This window comes from Vibrio phycocola (assembly GCF_053850235.1).
Map to the genome: position 1 here is coordinate 156,734 of NZ_JBSQDJ010000003.1, position 22,377 is coordinate 179,110.

The 22,377-nt window shown below is 42.9% G+C and carries 16 protein-coding genes; 7 read left to right on the forward strand and 9 right to left on the reverse strand.

Going from position 1 to position 22,377, the window contains the following annotated elements; all coding sequences use genetic code 11:
• Window positions 1-51: 51 nt before the first annotated feature.
• Entirely contained in the window at window positions 52-648 is a 597-nt protein-coding gene (locus ACWU4D_RS06900; protein WP_456050669.1) for a gamma-glutamylcyclotransferase family protein, read from the reverse strand.
• A 280-nt stretch (window positions 649-928) separates the two neighbouring features.
• On the opposite strand from ACWU4D_RS06900, the gene ACWU4D_RS06905 reads away from it, so the two are divergent.
• Window positions 929-2,113 (forward strand): NnrS family protein, encoded by a 1,185-nt coding sequence (locus ACWU4D_RS06905; protein WP_456050690.1) that lies wholly within the window; start codon window positions 929-931, stop codon window positions 2,111-2,113.
• 100 nt (window positions 2,114-2,213) lie between these two features.
• Here the strand turns inward: ACWU4D_RS06905 and dapD are convergent, their stop codons facing one another.
• Window positions 2,214-3,245, reverse strand: a complete 1,032-nt coding sequence (dapD, locus tag ACWU4D_RS06910) for a 2,3,4,5-tetrahydropyridine-2,6-dicarboxylate N-succinyltransferase (RefSeq protein ID WP_456050670.1) — start codon at window positions 3,243-3,245, stop codon at window positions 2,214-2,216.
• 236 nt (window positions 3,246-3,481) lie between these two features.
• Window positions 3,482-3,793, reverse strand: a complete 312-nt coding sequence (locus ACWU4D_RS06915; RefSeq protein WP_456050671.1) for a YebG family protein — start codon at window positions 3,791-3,793, stop codon at window positions 3,482-3,484.
• A 208-nt stretch (window positions 3,794-4,001) separates the two neighbouring features.
• Between ACWU4D_RS06915 and recC the strand changes: the two genes are divergently transcribed.
• From recC to recD, 3 genes are all read left to right on the forward strand, one after another.
• The gene (recC, locus tag ACWU4D_RS06920) at window positions 4,002-7,421 is read left to right on the forward strand and encodes an exodeoxyribonuclease V subunit gamma (protein ID WP_456050672.1); all 3,420 of its coding nucleotides are present in this window, start codon (window positions 4,002-4,004) and stop codon (window positions 7,419-7,421) included.
• Window positions 7,422-7,724: 303 nt separating this feature from the next.
• The gene (gene recB / locus ACWU4D_RS06925) at window positions 7,725-11,369 is read left to right on the forward strand and encodes an exodeoxyribonuclease V subunit beta (RefSeq protein ID WP_456050673.1); all 3,645 of its coding nucleotides are present in this window, start codon (window positions 7,725-7,727) and stop codon (window positions 11,367-11,369) included.
• Window positions 11,366-13,504 carry an exodeoxyribonuclease V subunit alpha gene (gene recD / locus ACWU4D_RS06930; protein WP_456050674.1) on the forward strand — a complete coding sequence of 713 codons (2,139 nt, stop codon included), beginning with the start codon at window positions 11,366-11,368 and terminating at the stop codon, window positions 13,502-13,504. The genes recB and recD overlap by 4 nt, the downstream gene beginning before the upstream one ends.
• A 52-nt stretch (window positions 13,505-13,556) precedes the next feature.
• On the opposite strand, the gene argA is transcribed toward recD, so the two are convergent.
• Complete coding sequence (argA, locus tag ACWU4D_RS06935) at window positions 13,557-14,888, reverse strand: amino-acid N-acetyltransferase (protein ID WP_456050675.1); 1,332 nt, start codon at window positions 14,886-14,888, stop codon at window positions 13,557-13,559.
• A gap of 195 nt (window positions 14,889-15,083) precedes the next feature.
• Here argA and mltA point away from each other — a divergent pair, with 195 nt between their 5' ends.
• The 3 genes from mltA (at window position 15,084) to csdE (ending at window position 17,605) form a co-directional block, all read left to right on the forward strand.
• Window positions 15,084-16,232 carry a murein transglycosylase A gene (gene mltA, locus ACWU4D_RS06940; protein WP_456050676.1) on the forward strand — a complete coding sequence of 383 codons (1,149 nt, stop codon included), beginning with the start codon at window positions 15,084-15,086 and terminating at the stop codon, window positions 16,230-16,232.
• A 94-nt stretch (window positions 16,233-16,326) separates the two neighbouring features.
• Complete coding sequence (gene tcdA, locus ACWU4D_RS06945) at window positions 16,327-17,136, forward strand: tRNA cyclic N6-threonylcarbamoyladenosine(37) synthase TcdA (protein ID WP_456050677.1); 810 nt, start codon at window positions 16,327-16,329, stop codon at window positions 17,134-17,136.
• Between the two features lie 40 nt (window positions 17,137-17,176).
• Window positions 17,177-17,605, forward strand: coding sequence for a cysteine desulfurase sulfur acceptor subunit CsdE (csdE, locus tag ACWU4D_RS06950; RefSeq protein ID WP_456050678.1), 429 nt, complete (start codon window positions 17,177-17,179; stop codon window positions 17,603-17,605).
• Window positions 17,606-17,673: 68 nt separating this feature from the next.
• Here the strand turns inward: csdE and ACWU4D_RS06955 are convergent, their stop codons facing one another.
• The 5 genes from ACWU4D_RS06955 to ACWU4D_RS06975 form a co-directional block, all read right to left on the reverse strand.
• Window positions 17,674-18,879: an aminotransferase class V-fold PLP-dependent enzyme gene (locus ACWU4D_RS06955; protein WP_456050679.1), complete on the reverse strand. Its 1,206-nt coding sequence runs from the start codon at window positions 18,877-18,879 to the stop codon at window positions 17,674-17,676.
• Window positions 18,872-19,477 (reverse strand): DJ-1 family glyoxalase III, encoded by a 606-nt coding sequence (locus tag ACWU4D_RS06960; protein ID WP_456050680.1) that lies wholly within the window; start codon window positions 19,475-19,477, stop codon window positions 18,872-18,874. Before ACWU4D_RS06960 ends, ACWU4D_RS06955 begins: the two co-directional genes overlap by 8 nt.
• Window positions 19,474-20,358, reverse strand: a complete 885-nt coding sequence (gene panE, locus ACWU4D_RS06965; protein WP_456050681.1) for a 2-dehydropantoate 2-reductase — start codon at window positions 20,356-20,358, stop codon at window positions 19,474-19,476. Before panE ends, ACWU4D_RS06960 begins: the two co-directional genes overlap by 4 nt.
• Window positions 20,359-20,388: 30 nt before the next feature.
• Entirely contained in the window at window positions 20,389-21,747 is a 1,359-nt protein-coding gene (locus tag ACWU4D_RS06970) for an AmpG family muropeptide MFS transporter (protein WP_456050682.1), read from the reverse strand.
• A gap of 43 nt (window positions 21,748-21,790) precedes the next feature.
• Window positions 21,791-22,377: hypothetical protein (locus ACWU4D_RS06975; RefSeq protein ID WP_456050683.1), on the reverse strand; the 587-nt coding region annotated here is incomplete at its 5' end.

Genomic DNA, 22,377 nt, shown 5'->3' on the forward strand with positions numbered 1-22,377 from the left:
ATAGAGAAACTCACGTACATTTTTAGAGTCTCTTTAAGCCTGTATAATGAATTAACGATTTCCCGTTATGGGTTGGAGTAGTCTGTCGATCATCGCTAACTTAGTCTGGTTAACGCCGGCATAATTGATATAAAGCGGGCTACTACGATCGTTCGCAATAGGGTGTTGCCAACCAAGTGTATTATCGATAAAAAATTGAGCAAAAGATTCTGAAACTTCCAAACACCCTTCCAATACGGTATCCACATAAGTTTGTAATATTGGTGTTTTTTCACATGGTGGGAGTGGTTTATTTTTGATATAAACCCACACCAAATCATCGTCTTTCAATATTTTATTAGGTTTGCTTGTACCGAGAGGTTGTGTATTGAAGTTGATGGTTTTTGGGTCAATTTTGTGGCGATGGTATCCATGTTCACGTTTATCAAAGTTCGCTAGTTCATCGTGGTTAATTTCAAGTAACACACCGTTCACTTGTCCTTCACCGATATCGACGACTAAAGGCGAAGCTACTAACGTGGTATCAATTTTCCCCCAATGACGAACTAATCCATGCACAATGACTGGTAGGGCATGCCCAGTTTGTCCTGTTAGTTGGCGTGATGATGAGTTCATTAGGCTTCCATAACCAAAGATATAATTTGCCACATTTTCTCCTATTTATCATTACAGTATGGGTTAGTTAGATTAGAGGCTTTGTATGTAATATCAAGCCTGTTTTGGGTTTTCCTCTTTCTGATAGGTTTGTAATTTTGTGTCCATTAAACATTAAGTAGTCATTTTAACTTTCTATTGTTGTGTTGAAAAGACTCAAATTAGATTGATTTTATTGTTAATTTATTGATATGTATTAAGTTTTTATCTGGATTGATTTTTGCATTAATGAATTATTATTTTTATGGTTACGGTTATTTTGGGGAAGGTAGAGATGGTGAATATCGTTGATCGCAAGCAAGAGTTATTAATTCCACCATTGTTTCGGCTAGGATTTCGTCCTTTTTTTCTGTTGGGAAGTGTTTATGCAGTGATTGCCATTATTTTGTGGGTTGTCATGCTTCATTTAGGTCAACCAGAACAACTTCAAGTGCCTGCGTTATGGTGGCATGTACATGAAATGCTCTTTGGTTTTGCCTTTGCTATCGTAGTGGGATTTTTATTAACCGCAGTGCAAAATTGGACGGGTATTAATGGTACTAAGCACTATTTTCTTATCTTGCTTTCATCGCTGTGGCTGTTGGTTCGAGTGTTGTTCTGGGTTGATATTCCAGTTGCTTGGGTTTTGTCGCTTGAACTTGTGTTTATTGCGTTGTGTGGGTACGAAATTGGCTGGCGAGTTGTTCGTGCCAAACGTTGGAACAACCTTATTTTTATTGGTTTATTCATACTTGCGTTTATTGCCGATATTGCCAGTTTTAGAACACTAGCAGAAGATGCACCTTTTAGTTCATCAGATGTGTGGATGGCAATGCTATGGTGGTTTACATTACTGCTATCAGTGATGGGGGCTCGAGTCATCCCTTTCTTTACCGCTCGTCGTTTTCAGTTTGAGAAACCGCAAAACAGTAAATGGCTTGATATTTTATCAAATGCTCCACTGATCATTTTATTCGGTAGCAGCTTTATTACGACACAGCATAATACTCTCGTGGCAGTATTGATGCTGATTTCTGGTGTTGCTCAGTTAGTTCGTTTGTGGCGTTGGCAACCATTGAAAACATTCTCTGAACCTCTAGTTTGGTCACTACATTTGGGGTATTTGTGTATTCCCTTGTCGTTAATACTGCGAGCGGGTTTGGGAGACAGTTTCCTTTCTCACAACCTACTTCATCTATTTGTTATTGGTGCTTTGGGTGGGATTATTTTATCTATGATAAGTCGTGTTACTCTGGGTCATACGGGAAGGAACGTATACGCCGGACCCAATATGAAGTGGGCATTTGTACTGCTCTTTAGTGCTGCGATTATTCGGAGTTTCGCCTTACCACTTTTCCCGCAGTTTTATTTTGCAATCATTGATATAACAGCGACGGTATGGATAGCGGCATTTGGGATCTTTATTTTCAAGTTCGCGCCAATGTTGGTTCAAACTCGGGCTGATGGTAACCCCGGTTAATTTAGGTTGAGTTCTTATTTTATCGGCAAATAAAAAGGCTAGCACATCGTGTGCTAGCCTAATTAATTTATTGATTTATCGTATAATTTTAGTCGTCGAACTAGTTATTGCTGTGCAACTCAGAATTAAGTTCAACAGCAGATTTATTTGCTAGACATTCAACCTGACCTGTCATTGAGTTACGACGGAAAAGAAGGTCAGAAACACCGGCTAGGTCACGAGCTTTAACGGTTTCCAGTTTATTTCCTTCTTTATCTAACATCTGAACTTTTGTACCAGCTGTAACATATAGACCAGACTCTAGGGTACAACGATCGCCTAGAGGGAAACCTAAACCGGCATTTGCGCCAAGTAGAGAGTTTTCACCGATAGAAACCACCACAGTACCACCGCCAGATAGTGTACCCATAATAGAAGCACCGCCACCGATATCTGAACCATTGCCAACTAGAACGCCTGCTGAAATACGACCTTCAACCATGCTCACGCCAGTTGTTCCAGCATTGAAGTTTATGAAGCCTTCGTGCATCACTGTCGTACCTTCACCCACATGTGCGCCCAAGCGAACACGAGAAGTATCAGCAATACGGATACCTGCAGGAACAATGTAATCCACCATTTTCGGGAATTTGTCGACACAATCAACGCTAAGAGTACGGCCAGCTAAGCGAGCTTCAATTTGACGTTCAGCAAGTTCTGGAAGGTCGATTGGGCCTTCATTTGTCCATGCGATGTTGTGCAGTAAGCCAAAGATTCCATCAAGTACTGTGCCGTGTGGTTGAACAAGGCGATGAGAGATCAGTTGAAGCTTTAAGAAGCCTTCAGCTACAGACTGTGGCTTTTCATCTGTGCTCAGGATAACAATCACTAACGATTGATCCGATTGAGCAGCTTTCTCTGCAAATGCCGCAGTATCAGTTTGACCGTTTGCCGCGAACGCTTGAGCAATATCAGCACATTGGCTAGGAGTAATTTCGATTGCTTTGTTGCCATCGGTATAGCCAACAAGAACGGCTAGACCTGTAATTAAAGCATCACTAGGATTTAGGATAGGTGCTGGGAAGAAAGCTTCGATAATTTTTCCATCACGATTCTTTGTGGTGGTTCCGAGAGCAAGTGCGAAGTTGGCCATTATTTTCTCCAATTATTTTTTCATTGAGTACCGATGCGTCATCGACACTAAAACTATTATGTGGGACATGATAAAGAGCATGTCTTTCTCTGGAAAGCTTTCTATAAGATAAAGTCTGCTAAACGATATGTTTTGTCGTTTTAGATATATATATCTTCACTAAGAAATTATCAAATCTAAAAAAGGAGCTGATGAGCTCCTGATTTTTTTCGTTCTGGGTTTTCAGGTTATTCGAACTACGCTGCTTGATCAGAATCTGGCTTAGCGTTAGTTTCAGCATCTGAAATTTTTTCGACTTTGGTGTTCTTTGGGCTTGGGCGGCGTTTTGCCCCTAACGCAAAGAGAACTTCGTCTTTATTTTGAGCTAAGTGAAGAGCAAGCTTCTCTTGAATATCTTCGTCTGGTAACAGTTCACTCTTACTCAGTAGTGCAAAGAGCTCATCTGCCATATCTAACATTTTGTCATAGGCATCAGCTTCGGCTTTTGAGGTGAATGTCATCTTCTCTTCTCCGTTACGCTCAACCACGTACTTGACGATTACAGCCATGGTAGTTCCTCTAGTTTTTAAAATTGAATACTGGTTTTTTATACAGCCTTGAATGGCAAATGTCTAGCTGATTTCGAACGGTAACGATTATTCAACCATGTAGGTAAATAAGATATTATGGCAGTAGCAGAATTTTGTTCAAATCTCCCTTTAAAAACAGTGATGTGCTAATCTAATTCTCCATTTATCGTAATCGGTTGGGATCGTATTGTTCTCTGTATTTCACTCGAATCAGCTTGAAACCTTAAAAATTATCTTAGTCCACTTAATTAAAGCGGACCCGCTCGATAATCCTTTCACGCCGGAAACCATATTGGTTCAAAGTCCTGGCATGTCACAATGGCTAAAAATGGAACTTGCCAACGAGTTTGGCGTCGCGGCGAATATCGACTTTCCATTGCCCGCGACGTTTATATGGGACATGTTTAGCCAAGTGCTTCCTGATGTTCCCAAGCGTAGTGCTTTCAATAAAGAGGCTATGACCTGGAAGTTAGTGACGATCATTCCCACCTTATTGGAGTTGGATGAATTTTCCCCGCTAAAACAGTATTTGTCCCGTGACGATTCTGCATTACGATTGTTTCAATTAGCAGGAAAAATTGCTGATATCTTCGATGGCTATTTGGTGTATCGACCTGACTGGATTGACTCATGGCAGAAAGACATTCCCGTTTTGGAGATTGAAGAGGAACATCCTTGGCAGCCGATTCTTTGGCGACATCTCTATCAGGAAACACTCGCGTTAGATCAGTCCCATTATCATCGTGGCAATTTGTATCAAGCATTTATTGACGCTATTGAAAAAGGCGAGATAGACACCAGCCGCCTGCCGAAACGATTGTTTATTTTTGGTATTACCGCATTGCCTCCACGCTACCTTGATGCGCTAAAAGCCTTGAGTAACTACATCGATATCTCATTAATGTTTGCGAATCCTAGTCAGCATTATTGGGGTGAAATCAGAGACCAAAAATACTTAGCTTCACTGCAACGCAAACAAATCATGCTTGATCGAGAACGGTTGGCGATATCCGGAGAAGTGAGTATCGTCAAACCACAAATCTTATCTGAAATTGAGCATGATTCTCTGCACGTTGAACAGCAAATGGGGAATTCACTACTGGCTTCAATGGGGAAGTTGGGGCGAGATAATCTTTACTTGTTATCGCAACTTGAGCTTGAAGAGCATGAGTATTTTATCGCTCCTCAAGATACTAACCTGTTGCATCAAATTCAAAGTGATATTTTAAATCTTGATGAGCGTGCCAATGATCAAGCGTTAGAAACAAGCGAGCATAAAGCTCAGATAGAAGATACGGATTCGAGCGTATCATTGCATTCATGTCATAGCCCGATTCGAGAAGTTGAAGTGTTATACGACATGATTCTGTCGTGGTTCGATCAAGACCCAACGCTTCAAGCTCGCGATATTATTGTGATGGTCGCCGATATCAATAGCTATAGTGCGGCGATTGAAGCGGTATTTGGTAACGCGCCTTATGAACGTTATATTCCTTACTCCATCTCCGATCGCACAACGGATCACGAAAGTCCAATTTTAACCGCATTTCTCCAACTACTCGCCCTACCACAATCGCGCTGTTTGGCTAGTGAGCTACTGGCATTGCTTGAAACACCGGCAATTCTACGTCGTTTCGGCATCGCACAAGATGAGTTTGAATTAGCACGACGTTGGGTCGAAAAAACAGGCATTCGCTGGGGTTTGAATCATCAATCAGGTGAAGAGTTTGGCTTTCAAATTAGCGAGAAAAATACTTGGCAAAGTGGCATCGAAAGATTGCTTGTTGGGTATTCTATGGCAGAAAATGTTGAAATAGTGTCGCTAGGTACAGAGCAATTCGCACCCTTTAACGATGTTCAAGGAATGGGGGCAGAACTGGCGGGTAAACTCGCGCACTACATTGAAACAATTAGTCATTATCGATCGGCGCTGTCTAAGACTCATTCTATCGATGATTGGCGTACGCTACTTGCGACTATGCTTGATGATTTCTTTACGATCGATTTAGAAGATGATGTCGCGTTGAATATGGTTCGCGAAACGGTTCACCAACTAGAACAACAACTGTCTGATGCTCAATATGAAGAGTTACTTGATCCGGATGTTGTTCGCTATTACCTGCAAACAAAGTTATCGACGACGCGTGTGAGTCAGCGCTTTTTGGCTGGGCAAGTAAACTTCTGTACCTTAATGCCGATGCGTTCGATTCCTTTTAAAGTCGTTTGCTTATTGGGGATGAATGAAGGAACTTACCCAAGAGCCAATCAAGTTGATGGCTTTGACTTAATGCATGGTCGCAGTCGTATTGGGGATCGATCACGCCGAGATGATGAACGTTATCTATTTTTAGAAGCATTGTTGTCGGCTCGACAGCGTTTTTATGTCAGTTACATTGGTCAGTCGATTAAGGACAACAGCGAGCGGCTGCCTTCTATTTTTGTTTCAGAGTTGCTTGAGTATTGCCAACAAAATTACTGTGTATCTGGCGATGAACAAAATGACAGTGACGACTCAGCTCAACGTTTGGAATCTTTTTTAACCCATCACCATCCGATGGTTCCCTACAGTCCTCAAGCATTCACTGGCGTGTCGCCAAGTTACGCGCAAGAGTGGTTTCCTGTGGCCAAACGAATTGAACCAGAATCTAAACAAGAAGGTTCAATGGAATTACGAGACTACTTGCTGGAACTTGAATCGCCCATAAACATCGACTTAACGGAGCTTCAGGCCTTTTGGCGAAACCCAGCAAAGTTCTTTTTCAACCGGCGTCTAAATGTGGCCTATGAAGATTATTCCATCATTGTAGAAGATATCGAGCCGTTTAGTTTTGACTCACTAACCAGCTTTGGCTTACGTGCCGAGGTGATAGAGCATCTAGTTACTCGCCAAAATGAGGATGTTGAAACACTTAAACAGGTCAAGCGAGCTCAAGGCTTACTGCCAAAGAATGCATTTGGGGAGATAGAATTTGAGTCGCATCTTGTGCAAGCAACACCAGTGGCTGAGAAAGTGACGCAGTTAACGCAAACTCCTTTAGATGATGTTGAACTGACTCTAGAGTTTTATCCTTTCGATGATGAGCGCTCTGTTCAGGTCAATGGTTGGCTAACTCAGAGGTATGAAATGGGTATGCTGCGTTACCGAGCGGGTGCTATTCGATCAGCAGATAAGCTGCAAGGGTGGGTAGATCATTTGCTGTTGAATCTTGCTGGATATGATCAATCAACTCACCTTATTGGTTTTGATAAGAAAAAAGGGATTGAACATATCACCTTTACTCCCATCGATGCCGATGTGGCGCGACATTATATTGAACGACTACTAAGGTATTTCTTTAATGGTATGAATCAGCCCCTCGCTTATTTTCCTAAAACCGCGTTGGTGGGTGTCGAAGCTCAACGAGCACAGGAAGATGACGTTAAGCTCAGTAAAAAAATGGCTGATGCGTATAACGGGAGTCAAATGATCTCAGGGGAAGGAAGTAACCCCTACTATTCTCGATTGTGGCCAGAACTTACCCCAAACATTGAAGCCCGTTTGCTTGAGATCGGCAATGACGTATTAGCCCCAATTTGTGTGGCGCTAGCTGAGCAAGAGCAATCATGAATGGGGTATGTAACCATTGGCAAAAGAAAAAGATGATTTCACCAAAAGGTGAAGAAAAATAAGAAAGGGCGGCCGCCAGTAAATCTAGTTATGTGTAGGGCGTTTGCTGTGCGGCCATGGTCAGAGGGACCGTTGTTTGTTTGCAATATCCGTTTGGATAGATAAGTTAAAGATGCTTACCAATTGCGAGCCAAGATAGTAGTGAGTTTTACGTGCTTCTACCGTGAGTAAGGTCTCACTCTTTTCGTCAATAGTTGGTTTGAGTCACACTTATAATCAAAATTTAAATCGTAGGTTGTATAAATGGGTAATCAGAGCTTCGAACATGACGTAACACTGTTGCAGCCAATGACGTTTCCACTTTTTGGCGCAAGGCTGATTGAGGCCTCTGCAGGGACAGGAAAAACCTATACAATCGCGAGCCTATATATTCGCTTGCTACTTGGACACGGTGGAGACCAATATGGCCACGGTAGGCCATTAAGTGTCGAACAAATTCTAGTGGTGACATTTACTGAAGCCGCAACCGCTGAGCTTAAAGGGCGTATTCGTCAAAGAATTCATGCTTCACGTCTTGCCTTCCTCAGAGGCTCTAGTCATGATGCCGTGATACAAGAGTTACTCGATCAAGTCGATGATCATCAAATGGCTGCCATGTTGTTGTTGAACGCTGAGCGCGAAATGGATGCCGCAGCGATCTTCACCATTCATGGCTTTTGTCAGAGAATGTTGGTGCAGAATGCGTTTGAATCCGGTGCTCGATTTGAAAACGAATTTATTACCGATGAAACACGAATAAAATCTCAAGTCGTGGCTGATTATTGGCGAAGTCAGTTTTACCCTTTGCCTATGTCAGTAGCAAAGCTCATTCGCAGCTATTGGCCAACACCTAATGAACTGTATAGCAAGATTAGTGGTTATTTAGGTGGTAAAGCAATCCGGCTTTCCGTTCCAGCGTTGGATACTGACTTGGAGTCGGCGCATCAACAAAACTTGAACCGTATTGAAGCTCTTAAACAACAATGGCGAGAAGAGAGTTGTGTTGCGTTGGAACAGCTTCAACAAGCACTTGATAATAAAGTTATCGACCTTCGTAGCTACACGAAGAAAAATTATCCTAACTGGTGTAATCGGGTCTCCGATTGGGCCAATAGCGCTACAGAAGATTATGTGTTTCCTGATGCATTGCAGCGTTTTAGTGAATCGATGCTGATCGAAAAAACACGCTCAGGAGAAGAAACCCCATCTCACGCTTTGTTTACCGCGATCGAGACCTTTTTAGCAGAGCCTATTTCTCTTGAGCCTTCATTACTTGCTCATGCAATTTCTACTTGTCGCGACTTACTCGAACAAGCGAAACAACAGAAGCAATGGCTTTCGTTTGATGACTTATTGTTGCAACTATCGAATGCACTCGATGTTGATCAACAAGAACAGTTAACCAGTCGAATTCGCGAGTTATTTCCCGTCGCATTAATTGATGAATTTCAAGATACTGATCCTCTGCAATACAGCATATTTAGTCGTATATATTTGCCTGACCCGAGTTGTGGTTTGTTTATGATCGGCGACCCTAAACAAGCGATTTATGCCTTTCGTGGCGCCGATATCTTTACTTACATTCAAGCCCGTAATCAGGTAGTGAATCACTATACATTGGGTAAAAATTGGCGTTCAAGTGCAGAGGTGATTAACGGTATCAATCAGCTCTTCGCTCGTTGCAGTGCACCATTTATTTATCAGCAAGACATTCCTTTTTATTCGGTAGAGAGTGCGACTAAACCCAGTGAGCGAGAATGGCTAGTTGAGGGCGATATTCAACCTGCGGTAACGTTTTGGTGCTCGCAGCAAGATCTGTTAGTTTCTCGTTCTGATTACAACCTTAGAATGGCTGAGGCAACCGCAGCTCAGATTCAATCTCTACTCACTGCAAGCGACCAAGGTCAGGTTCAGCTAAAACGTTCCAGTGACGAAAAAGCGATCACCCCTAATAATATCGCGGTGCTGGTGAGAACTGGGTACGAAGGTCAAATGGTTAAGCACGCTCTCACAAAACAAGGAATTGCTAGTGTATATCTTTCAAATCAAGAGAGTGTCTTTAGCGTCCCGATTGCAGTGGACGTGCTGCGTTTGCTGCAAGCGGTTCATCTTCCTGACGATGAACGTTTAGTTCGTTCGGCACTTGCGTCAGCATCCCTCGACTTACCCTTGACCTATATCGACGAACTCAACTACGACGAATCGTTGTGGGAAAGCGTCAATCTCGAATTTCGTCAATATCGAGAATTATGGGAACAACGTGGCGTATTACCGATGTTGAGGGCGATACTTAATCAGCGTCAATTGGCGCAACAATGGTTGGCCCAAGATGAGGGAGAGCGCTTATTAACAGATTACCTCCATTTGGGAGAATTGCTGCAAAATGCCAGCGTAGAATTTGAAAGTGATGTGGCATTGATACGATGGTTTTCCCAGTCGATAGAAGATTCTCACAGTGGATTAGGTCGCGGCGACGAACAAATTTTACGTTTGGAATCGGAAGATAAATTAGTCCAAATTGTCACGATTCATAAATCAAAAGGTCTAGAGTACGACATTGTATTTTTGCCATTTGCGATGAACTACCGAGAAGCGAGCGAAGCGAAATATCACGACAGCGATCACAATGAAACCATATTAGATTTAAATGCGACTTCAGAAAGCAGAGAGCAGGCAGAAAAAGAGCGGCTAGCAGAGGATTTGAGGTTACTTTATGTGGCTGTTACTCGAGCGGTATATGCATGTTACATTGGCGTCGAAGCCACACTGAAACCTCATGCGAGAAAGCAAGATGGGGAAAGTTCTGTTCATCGTTGTGCGCTCGGATATTTATTACAAGATGGTCAAGCAGGAAAAGCAGATGTGCTGCACCACGCTCTAAATGAGTTTGTAAATACAGTGGATCATGTCGCGCTCGTTGCACCTCCTGAGTTAACCTCTCAACGCTATGTTGCAACCAATTCAACTCCTGAAGTGTTGGATTATTCTCGACTGAATCGAGCCATCTCACGTAACTGGAGAATGACAAGTTATTCCAACTTGGTAAAACAGCATTCTCATGGTTCATCGATTTCTGCTGAGTTTGAGTTACCCGGATTGGATGTAGATTCGGCTGCTGAAAGTGATGAGTTGACTCTCGTGTCTGACGAAAAAACGATCTTTAGCTTTCCTAAAGGCGCGCGCCCGGGCACTTTTCTTCATGCTTTGTTTGAAGAGATCGAATTTACGTTACCGGCTAATTCAGATCACAATCGATCTGTTATCGAAGAGTTGATGCTTCAGGAGCAACTTGACCCCGAATGGTTTGATGTTCTTGCGGTGATGATCGATGAGGTGATGTCAACACCGCTTGATGGTAAACGGCTAAAACTGGGAGGGTTGGCACCTTCACAGCGCTTAGTTGAGATGGAATTTCTATTACCGATCGAATTGTTGGATTCCCCTCAGTTGAATCGCGTTATCTCTCGATATGACTCTCTTTCGCAACGTGCTGATGAACTTGGTTTTGTACCGGTACAAGGTATGTTGAAAGGTTTCATTGATTTGGTCTTTGAGTATCAAGGCCGTTATTACATTCTTGACTGGAAATCGAATCACTTGGGAAATCACTGTGAGGATTATGAACAAGCTCATCTTGATCATGCCATGATTGATCATCGTTATGATTTGCAGTATCAGCTTTATACTCTCGCTCTGCATCGCTTTTTAGCCAGTCGTATTATTGATTACGATTATGAAACTCATTTTGGTGGTGTCTATTATCTCTTTTTACGAGGTGTGACTGGTGGGTCATCAAATGGTATTTTTTCTGCGCGCCCGAAGCAAGGCTTGATTAATGAGTTAGATGCTTGGCTTGAAGGTAGAACCTTTTTAGATGAGAGCAAAGGCCAACTGGAGTTAGGGCTATGAGCGAGTTAGAAAATATGGATCTGTTAGTTGACCTAGATACATTACTTAATCATGGCATCATTCGTCAGATTGATCGGCAAAGTGCACGGTTCTTTTCAAATATCGAATCGACAGAATCAGAAGCGATTGCTTGGTTAACGGCACTATTGAGTCGAGAACTTGGGCTAGGGCATAGTTGTATTCAATTAATTGATCATAAAAACAAATTTGATTTTCACCTTCTTACCTTTGGCTTAAATCTTCACGAATTTGTCGGATTAAAAGAAAAAGTGGTTGCGATTGATTGGTTGAGTGTATTAACCCAGAGTGATGTCATTGGCAAAGAAGGGGAAGAGAAACCTTTAGTATTTGACGGTGAAAGGCTTTATTTTCATCGTTATTGGCACTATGAAACTAGCCTAATGAGTCATTTACATCATTTTGGTTCACCAATCGATTTAGACGACAATAATATTCACAAGTTATCGCTTATGCTCGATCGCCTTTTTGGTCGAGAGTATGGTTATCTTCATCAAGCTTTGGGGCAGTGTCAGAGTAAAAATCAGTACCAGGAACGTCAAAATTTAGTATGTGACATTCTGGATGTGGTCAATCAAAACGGAATTAACTGGGAGTTGGTCGATGCTCAGTTAATGAAGGTAAACACCAGTGATGATCTTCAATTTTTGGATAAAACTATTCCTCAAAGTAATTGTTTAAATTGGCAAAAAGTAGCAGCTGCGGTGGCACTCTCCCGTCGTTTTACTGTTATTTCTGGTGGGCCAGGAACGGGAAAAACCACCACAGTAGCCAAGCTCCTTGCAGCATTAGTGCTACAGGAAAAAACAGAGCAGCAATGTCCTAATATTTGTTTGGTAGCTCCAACGGGCAAAGCTGCCGCTCGTTTGACAGAATCGATTGGCAACGCGATTGGACGGTTGCCAATCGACAGTGAAACGAAAAGTCAGATACCAGTTAAAGCAAGCACAATTCATCGTTTACTCGGTAGTATTCCGAACTCCACTCAATTTCGTCATCATTCGAACAATAAGCTCCACCTTGATATCTTGGTGGTTGATGAAGCCTCGATGGTTGATCTCCCAATGATGACGAAACTGTTTGATGCGTTACCTTCCCATGCTCGAGTCATTTTACTGGGAGACAAAGATCAACTCGCATCGGTTGAAGCTGGAGCTGTTCTTGGGGATATTTGTTCGTTCTTAAGTGTTGGTTACAGTGCAAAACAATCCACGCTGTTATCGACACTTACGGGGTTTTCGATTGAGCCGGAAAAAGCCTTGGTCATGACGCCACAGGTGTGTGATAGCTTATGTATGTTGCGCAAGAGCTACCGTTTTGATCAGTATTCAGGTATTGGGCAGTTGGCAAAGGCTGTCAATCTAGGTGATGCAGCGTCTGCAGAGGCTGTTTTTGATCGAGAGTTTGAAGACATCACGATGAATGGTTTGACGGGAGAAGGGCTCTCTTCGCTGCTCAGTTTACTCCACCAAGAATATCGATGTTATTTAGAACTTGCTCACCAACTTCCGTTATCAAATGCAAATACAACATTAGCGGCGCAAGAACTCTTGATAAAACCAATACTTAAAGCCTTTAATCAATGCCGATTACTGTGCGCGGTGCGGGAGGGAGAGTATGGTGTAATGCGTTTTAATCAACAGATAGAGCGAGTGTTAGTTAAGCATCGTTTAATCTCTCCAAGTGATGACATTTGGTATATTGGCCGGCCGATTATGATCTTAAAAAATGATTATAACCTCGGGCTTTATAATGGCGATATTGGCGTTTGTCTACCGGATTTAACCAGTGATGAACCTCGTTTGAAAGTCTACTTTGAGCTACCTGATGGAACTGTAAAAGGAATTTTACCTAGCCGTATTCCACAGCATGAATTGGCGTATGCTATGACCATCCATAAATCCCAAGGAAGTGAATTCGCAACGACACTAATGGTACTGCCAAAAAATTTCTCGCCGGTGTTAACTCGTGAATTGGTTTATACCGGAATTACGCGGGCAAAATCAGAGCTTTACCTTTACACCGATATGGGTGTGTTTCGTAGAGCGGTTGGGATAAAAACTGAACGAGTAAGCGGTTTAACGGATCGGCTTGAGAAATGTATTTTGGCTGAATGAGTTAAGGGACCAGTAGAGGTACCTTAACTTTGCAAATACTACTTCGAAAAATTTACAACGCTAGGGTTAAAATTTTAGAGCGACGTTGATAATTATATAAGCTCTGTTTTGCCATTGGCAGCGCTTCAACGCCAACCTCTATAAAGCCTTGCTCTCGGAACCAGTGCACACTGTGGGTGGTTAACACGAAAAGGTTTTCAATACCCTGACGTCTCGCGATTTGCTTCATGTGTTTCAGTAGAATTAAGCCGCGATTCCCATCTCTGTATTCGGGGTGAATTGCCACACAGGCCATTTCAGCCATTTTTTCTTCAGGATAAGGATATAATGCCGCGCAACCAATCAGCAGGCTGTCTTTTTCGATAATGGTGAAACGGTGAATCTCTTGTTCAAGCTGTTCACGTGATCGCCTAACCAGAATACCTGATTCTTCTAAAGGGCGGATAAGTTCAAAAACACCACCGATATCATCAATGCTGGCTTGTTTAACTTGTTCAGAGCTTGCCATTCCTACTTGAGTACCGATCCCATCAAAAGAGAACAGCTCTTGAATAAGAGCGCCATCTTCTATGTAGCTAATCAAATGACTACGAGGCACACCGGCAAGACAGGCGGTAAGAGAGGAGCGCAGGAAGCGTATTTTTTCCATGCTGACAGGATTCTCTGTATCGGCTGCTAGTTCTTTTAGGATACCTTCAATATCAGACGGAAAAACCTCGGGAATGGAGTTGCCATCTTCGTCAATCAGTCCTTGGTCAGAACAAAAACCAATCAGCTTTTCCGCTTTTAGTCTTATAGCCACTTGAGTCGCTACTTCTTCAGCCAACAAGTTAAAACACTCACCTGTGACTGAACTGGCGACAGGACCAAGCAGTACGATTGAACCATGTTCAAGAGAGCGGTTGATGCCATCAATATCGATGCGTCTAATTTTACCACTGTGGCAATAATCAAGACCATCCTCAACGCCTAAAGGCTGAGAGATAACATAGTTTCCACTCGCAACATTGAGTTCCGTTCCCGCCATTGGGGTATTGTTTAAACTGAGTGATAAACGAGCTGTGATCGCTAACTGAAGTTGCCCTGCTGCTTGCATAACCAGCGGTAGTGCTTTTTCGTGTGTAACTCGGATACCTTTGTGATAGGGCGTTTCGATTTGATTCTCTGCAAGAATGTCATTTATTTGCGGACGAGCGCCATAAACCAGCACGAGCTTGACACCTAAGCTATGCAGAAGTGCGATATCACTAATGATATTCCCAAAGTTTTTGTCGGCAATAGCCTCACCGCCTAACATAATCACCATGGTTTTACCGCGATGAGCATTGACATAAGGGGCTGATTGGCGAAAGCCTTTAACAAGAGCAGTACTACGAATTTTCACAATAGAAACTCATCTGTTTAATTATGTCCAAATGATGACTTTTTATTCACTTTTAGACAAGTGATTTTTTCATTTTCTTACAAAGAAAACCCTATTCCATAATAGTACCGGATGAAATATAACCGTTCTTTAGCGAGGTATTTGAAATATTCAAATCTCACCTCGATTTGACCGACAAACGATTGCGCTTTGACGATGAGTTTGAGATGCTCAATTCATTATAACGCTAACTTGGAATTAACTGTGAAGAAGGCCATTTCTCTCGTCGCGATGACCGTATTACTTGCTGCTTGTACTCAACCTACGGAGCGCGCTCAGCAATATTTAGATGGCACAATGGAGTCGGGGTTAAACCAACGCAACTCTATCGAATCAAATGTTCCGCGCGATTATAGTGAATTTAGCAAACAAAGTGAGCTTGTTATTGAGCAATCACCACGTTATGAAGAGACGTTTCAACCTTTGTATGATCAACTTAATCAATGGGTTATGGCAAGTGGCGATCCTGCACAATTAAGTCAATTTGGTATTCAATCTGCTCAACTTGGTGGTGCGGATACGAAAGGAAATGTTCTTTTTACCGGATATTTCTCTCCTGTAATTGAGCTGCGACACCAAGCAGATGATATCTTTCGCTATCCTGTGTACGCCAAGCCTGAATGTATCGAGGAGTGCCCAAATCGAGCTCAAATCAATCAAGGTGCATTGAATAGATTAGGGCTTGAACTTGGCTATGCGGCGAATCAGATTGATCCTTTTATTATGGAAGTTCAAGGCAGTGGATTTGTACATTTTGAAGATGACACCTTAGAGTATTTTGCATACGCAGGTAAAAATGACCATCCATACGTTAGTATTGGCAAAATCCTAATTGAACGCGACCAAGTACCGAGAGAGAAAATGTCTCTCAAGGCGATCAAGGAGTGGGTGCTAGAGCAAGATGAAGCCACAGTACGAGAACTGCTTGAGCAAAATACGTCATATGTATTTTTTGAGCCGAAAGATGCTGCACCAGTTACCGGCTCTGCAGGGGTTCCTTTGTTGCCGATGGCGTCGGTGGCAGGAGATAGACGTCTGTTTCCAATGGGAACACCAATTCTAGCGGAAGTTCCACTATTAAACGCCGATGGCAGTTGGAGTGGGGCTCATCAACTCAGGTTGTTGATTGTGTTAGATACTGGTGGAGCGGTGACTGATGGTCATCTTGACCTTTATCATGGGATTGGACCAAGAGCAGGAATTGAGGCCGGGCATTATCGTCATTTTGGACGAGTATGGAAGCTTGGACTCGAAGGTTCAGCAACGCAGTTACCTTGGGTTATTCCTCCAGAAAAACTCGACTAGTTGGCTAGACTTTTTATTCAAGAGTGCGTATAAAACGCACTCTTTGTTTATCTGCGCTCACGCAAAGTATTAACCTACTTAAATTGGATCTTTTATGCGTCAACTTGATACTCCAGCATCAGACAATTACGACCAGCGATTTGGCGGCACGAGACGACTTTTCGGGCAACAACCTGTTGAAATCTTACGTGCTGCTCATATATGCGTTATCGGAATTGGAGGCGTTGGGTCATGGGCTGCCGAAGCGTTGGCAAGAACGGGTATTGGCCAATTGACCTTGATTGATATGGATGATGTGTGTGTCACTAATATTAATCGTCAAATCCATGCATTGACCACAACTGTAGGGCAAAGCAAAGCCGAGGTTATGGCGGAGAGAATTCACGCAATTAACCCTGAATGTAAGGTTAATATTATTGATGATTTTATCTCTGCTGAAAATCAAGATCGGTATCTGAGTAAAGAGTTCGATTACGTTATCGATGCGATTGATAGCATTCAAGCTAAGGCGGCGTTGTTAGCCTATTGTCGTAGTAATAAGATTAAGGTGATAACCATTGGTGGAGCCGGGGGACAGATCGATCCTACCCAAATTAAAGTCGCCGACTTGACGAAAACGATACAAGATCCTCTCGCCAAGAAGTTGAAAGATCGGTTACGTCGAGACCATAATTTTCCTACCAACCCAGCACGAAAATTTGGTATTGAATGTGTGTTTTCGACTGAACAATTGAAATACCCACAAGCGGATGGTTCTGTTTGTGCAGCTAAAGGCACAGCAGAAGGACCGAAAAAAATGGATTGCGCAACAGGTTTTGGCGCTGCAACTATGGTGACGGCTAGCTTTGGTTTTGTCGCTGCAGCACGAGTGGTTGATAAGCTGATTAAAAAACATTCTTTGTAGTCCATAGTTGTAATAAATAGTCGTAGTAAGAGATAGAGCAATGACCCAATTTATAGCTTCACAGTTTGGTGTAGAGGTTACAGCCGCACAGGTTGTCAGTACGATGAGTCAATTTAACAGTTGGGAAGATCGTTATCGCCAAGTGATTATCTGGGGTAAACAGTTGGAACCGATGCCTGAAGATCTAAAGTCGGAAACTGTCTTAGTATCAGGATGTGAAAGTCAGGTCTGGTTGTGTGTAGAACAGGTCGATGGCGTTATATTATTGAGTGGTGACTCTGATGCGCGAATTGTGAAAGGGTTAATTGCCATTGTTTTCGCAGCGCTAAATCATAAAAGCGCTCAAGAGATTGAACAGTTCGATATCGATAATTATTTTGAACAATTAGGACTCATTAGTCATTTAAGCCCTTCTCGTGGAAATGGTTTAAAGGCGATTGTCAGCCATATAAAAAACCTATCCAAATAAACTCGCTATCATCATAACCATCGACATAAAAAGTCATTGAACCCTAGTCAGGACGATGACTTGGAACACTAAAGAAGAGACAGAGTTTTTTCTAAGGCTTGGATAAACAGCTCAACATCCTCTTGAGTATTATAAATTGCAAACGAGACTCGAACCGTTCCATTTAGTCCTAACGCCTTCATTAATGGATGAGCACAATGGTGGCCAGAACGAATGGCAACGCCTTGCTGATCCAGTAAAGTAGCGATGTCTTGATGGTGAATATCTTCAACCACAAAGCTGAGTAAGCTTGCACTTTTCTGATAACCAATCACTTTTACGCCTTCTAGCTCAATTAACTTTTGATAGGCGTATTGCTGCAACTTGATTATGTGCTGTTCGATTTGGTCGATAGGCCATTGCTGATACCACTCAATGGCGCTTGCAAGTGCTATTGCTCCGGCTATATTGGGAGTACCTGCTTCAAATTTACTTGGGGCTTGGGCAAAGTGGGTCTCTTCAAATGAAACGCTTTCAACCATCTTTCCGCCGCCTTGCCAGGGAGACATAGCTTCGAGTAGATTTGCTTTCCCATAAAGCGCGCCAATGCCCGTAGGTGAAAACAGTTTATGACCAGAAAATAGATAGAAATCGGCATTGAGTTTCACGACATCCACTTCTTCATGGACAACTCCTTGAGCGCCATCAACAACGACAACCGCCCCAAAACAGTGAGCAAATTCAATGGCATCTTCAATCGGTTGGCGACATCCAGTAACATTCGTGACATGGGCCAGAGCAACGATCTTCACTTTATCGGAAAGTAGATCGACATATTCTGACCAGATTAATTCACCATTAGAGTCGACAGGGATTTTCTTTACTATTGCTTGGGTCTGTTCTGCAATTAATTGCCACGGAACAATATTGGCATGATGTTCGGCTTCGCCTACCAAAATAATATCGTGTGGTTGAAGGGATAAAGCACCATAAGAATGCGCGATAAGGTTAATTGCTTCTGTTGAACCTCGAGTCCAAATAATGTTCTCTGAGCTGGGAGAGTTGATAAATTGGGCTACAACTCCACGAGCTCGTTCAAACTCAGTGGTTGCCGTTGCCGTTAGTTGATGGTTACCGCGATGTACATTGGCATTTTGTTCGCGGTAATAGCGGGTTAAAGCATTAATGACATATTCTGGCTTTTGTGAGGTTGCCGCACTGTCTAGATACACCAGAGGTGATGCTGCATTATTGAGTATTGGAAACTGCGAGCGGATGGCTGAAATATCAAACATTTTTACTGCTCATTTGCTGATAATTCAACGCTGGCATTGTCACCATAGGCTCGGCAATCGACCATGCATGCTCTTTACCGGAAAGCAAAATTACAATCTCCATAGCAAATTCCAATGCGGTGCCCGGCCCTTGGCTTGTCAAAAGATTATGGATAATGTCATAGGTAACACGTCTTTGTCGCCATAGCGTTTCTGGTATTTGATCTTGAAAACTTGGATGACACGTCATCAGTGCTTCAGGGTAGATATCATGATGCTGAAGCACGACAGCAGGTGAGGCACAAATTGCGGCAACAAGCTTGCCATCATTTTTCTGTTGCTTCACGACTTCAACAAGTAATGTACTGTCACGGAAATTCTCTGCGCCAAGAACTCCACCGGGAAGAACAACGACATCAAACTCATCGTCAGCCACATCAATTAAGCGATAATCGGCGGTTAATGTCACTCCGCGAGATGCTTTCATTGTTAAGCAGCCATCTTCATTAGCACTCGCAACGATGACCTCGTATCCCGCTCGCACTAAGATATCGATGATTGTGATCGCTTCCATCTCTTCAACACCAGTCGCGATGGGAACTAAGATTCGTTTTTTCATGATAATGTCCTTGGTTCAATCTGCTTAATTTGTTGATAGAGGTGTCTGTTTTCTGGAATCGAAATTTGATGCCTGTCAGCACATTTAAGCAAATATCCGGTAATAAAGTCGATCTCTGTTTTTCTTTTATAATAGATATCTTGATGCATGGAAGAGCGGTTTTCAGCAGTCGAGGAAATGACTTGATAAATTTGGGCTGTTATCGTTTCAACCTCAAAGTAGATGCCTTCAGCTTGAGCAACAGAAACTAGCTCTCTGACCAGTTTATCAATAACTAGAGTAAATCGATCATCGCTTAACGCGCCATTCTTACATTGCTCTAATGCCGTTAAGGGGTTGATAACACAGTTAATAATTAGCTTGAGCCAAAGAGCATTATTGATTTCAGAGTTCCAAGTTACATCTGGAAGAGTGTGTTGTAAAACCTCTTCGAGAAAGGTGCACTGTTTCCCTTTTTCATTTAAAGCACCGATTTGAGTATTTCCTATTCCGGTGTGATTGATCTTGGTGCCTTCTTTTTTTGCTCCGTGTGTTGTTGTCGCAATTAAAAAAGGGAAGGTGGCAAGTTCGGTTTGTAACTCGTCTACAACACCCATTCCATTGTGCATTAACAGAATGATGGTATCGGAAGACAAGTAAGGAATTATAGGGGATAAAGCACTTTTAACTTGCCAAACTTTTGTTGTGACCAAGACAAGATCGGCGTTTTCTAAGTCGTTTCGATTGTTATGTGGTAAAGGCAGTTTTGGATGATCATCCAATTGCACGATGAATTGAGGTTCAGGTTGACGTAGCCACACCGATACTGAGTGACCCGCTTGGCTAAGATGAAATGCCCAGAGTGATCCAATCGCCCCTGGGCCAACGATAACAATATTCATGCTTTATTCACTTAACTGATCACAAATTAATTATTGGTCTGCGCGCTCAGCCCGTGCTTTATCCAGTAGTCGTGTAAAGTAGCCACTTAAAGACACTAGCATTATCAAGCTAGGGATCACCATTACTGCGGTTAAGATAAAGAAAAGAGACCAATTATTAAGCATGTCGGCAAGTTCACCACTAAAGGAGGCTAGGGTCGTTCTGCCAAAGTTTCCTAATGATGCCAGCAATGCATATTGAGTCGCCGAAAACGCTTGCCCAGTTAATAGAGTCAAGAATGAAACAAATGCGACCGTTGAAAACGCAGTGGTAAAGTTGTCGACAATAATTGTCGCAAGGAATATATGCTCGTTAGGTCCAACGTGAGCGATCCAAGCAAACATTAAATTACTGGCAGCCATCGCTATCCCGCCAATCAGTAATCCTTTGACGATACCAAATCGAACATTAAACATGCTACCGACAAAGGTAAACAACATGGTAGCCCCCCAGCCGATGAGCTTGGAGTAATAGCCAATTTGTTCGTTACTGAAACCAATTTCTTTGTAAAATGTAATCGACATTCTTCCAAGAAAGGCTTCGCCTATTTTGAATAAGAACACGAATAATAGAAGAGTCACAGCGACCTGTACGCCATTGCGACGGAAGAAGTCGTAAAAAGGTTCGAGCAAGGTTACCGATATCCATGCTATGAACCTAGAACCAACGACTTTACCATGACGCTTTTCAGCTTCTTGTTGCAGCGCTTCACGTTCTGTTTGAGGTTCACCGGTGAATAGGGTGAATATCATCAGAAGTACCACCACTCCAGCCATGCCGTAGTAAACACCATTCCAGCCATATTGGTCTGCGTTGGTAAAGGCTAAAAATCCAGGAAGTGAGTACCCAGTCCACCATCCAATTACTGCCATTGCTGAAGCTTGAGGTAGCTTAGAGGCTTCACTTTTTTTGAATGAATCAATGCGAAAAGCGTCGATAGCAATATCTTGTGTAGCTGATGCAATCGCAATCATTAATGCAATTAATGATGTTAGCATCAAATTTATCTCAGGATTTATACCCGCAATACATAAGGTGGCGACAAAAATAACCAATTGGCAAGAAAGAACCCAACTTCTTCTTTGCCCTAAACGCTGGGTTAGAAACGGGATTTGTACTCGATCGACTAATGGTGCCCAAAGGAAATTGATCGCGTACACGGAAAAGACGCTACCAAAATACCCAATTGCCGCTCGGGTTAGACCGGCATCTGTCAGCCAGCCTGACATATTTGAACCGATCAAAACCCACGGAAAACCACTTGAGCAGCCCAGCATAAAAACCCAAGCTAATCGACGATCAGCATAACTTTTTATTGTTTCTTTCCATGAATCACTGGGCGTTGCCATTTATATTCCTTAATAAATCCGTTACCTTTCGGAAGTATGACTACTATCTATGAGTCTTACCCAGAGCTTCAAGAGCTTGCGCATTTTTCTCAAGCGTTTCTTGAATCGCTTGGTACATAACTCTTTCTTCTTCGGTCATTTCTGATAGATCGATTTCTGCTTTATCAATTCTCTGCTGAGTTACTGCAGGATCTTCAACTTGAGCTTTGATATTTGGTGCAATTGTCGATTCGATATTTTTCACTCTCAAAACTCGATTTGCCCTTGCCTCAGCTGCGGCTTGTGCTTCAGCAGCAGCTTGTGCCTCAGCGGCAGCTTGTGCCTCAGCAGCAGCTTTTGCTTCGGCAGCAGCTTGTGCTTCGGCAGCAGCTTGTGCTTCGGCAGCAGCTTGTGCTTCAGCTGCGGCTTGTGCTTCAGCGGCAGCTTGTTCTTCTTCAGCAGCTTTCACTATTTCGGCAAATTGGGCTTCTTCAGCGGCTTTTGCTTCGGCAGCGGCTTGTGCTTCAGCAGCGGCTTTTGCTTCGGCAGCGGCTTGTGCTTCAGCAGCGGCTTTTGCTTCGGCAGCGGCTTGTGCTTCGGCAGCGGCTTGTGCTTCGGCAGCGGCTTGTGCTTCGGCAGCGGCTTGTGCTT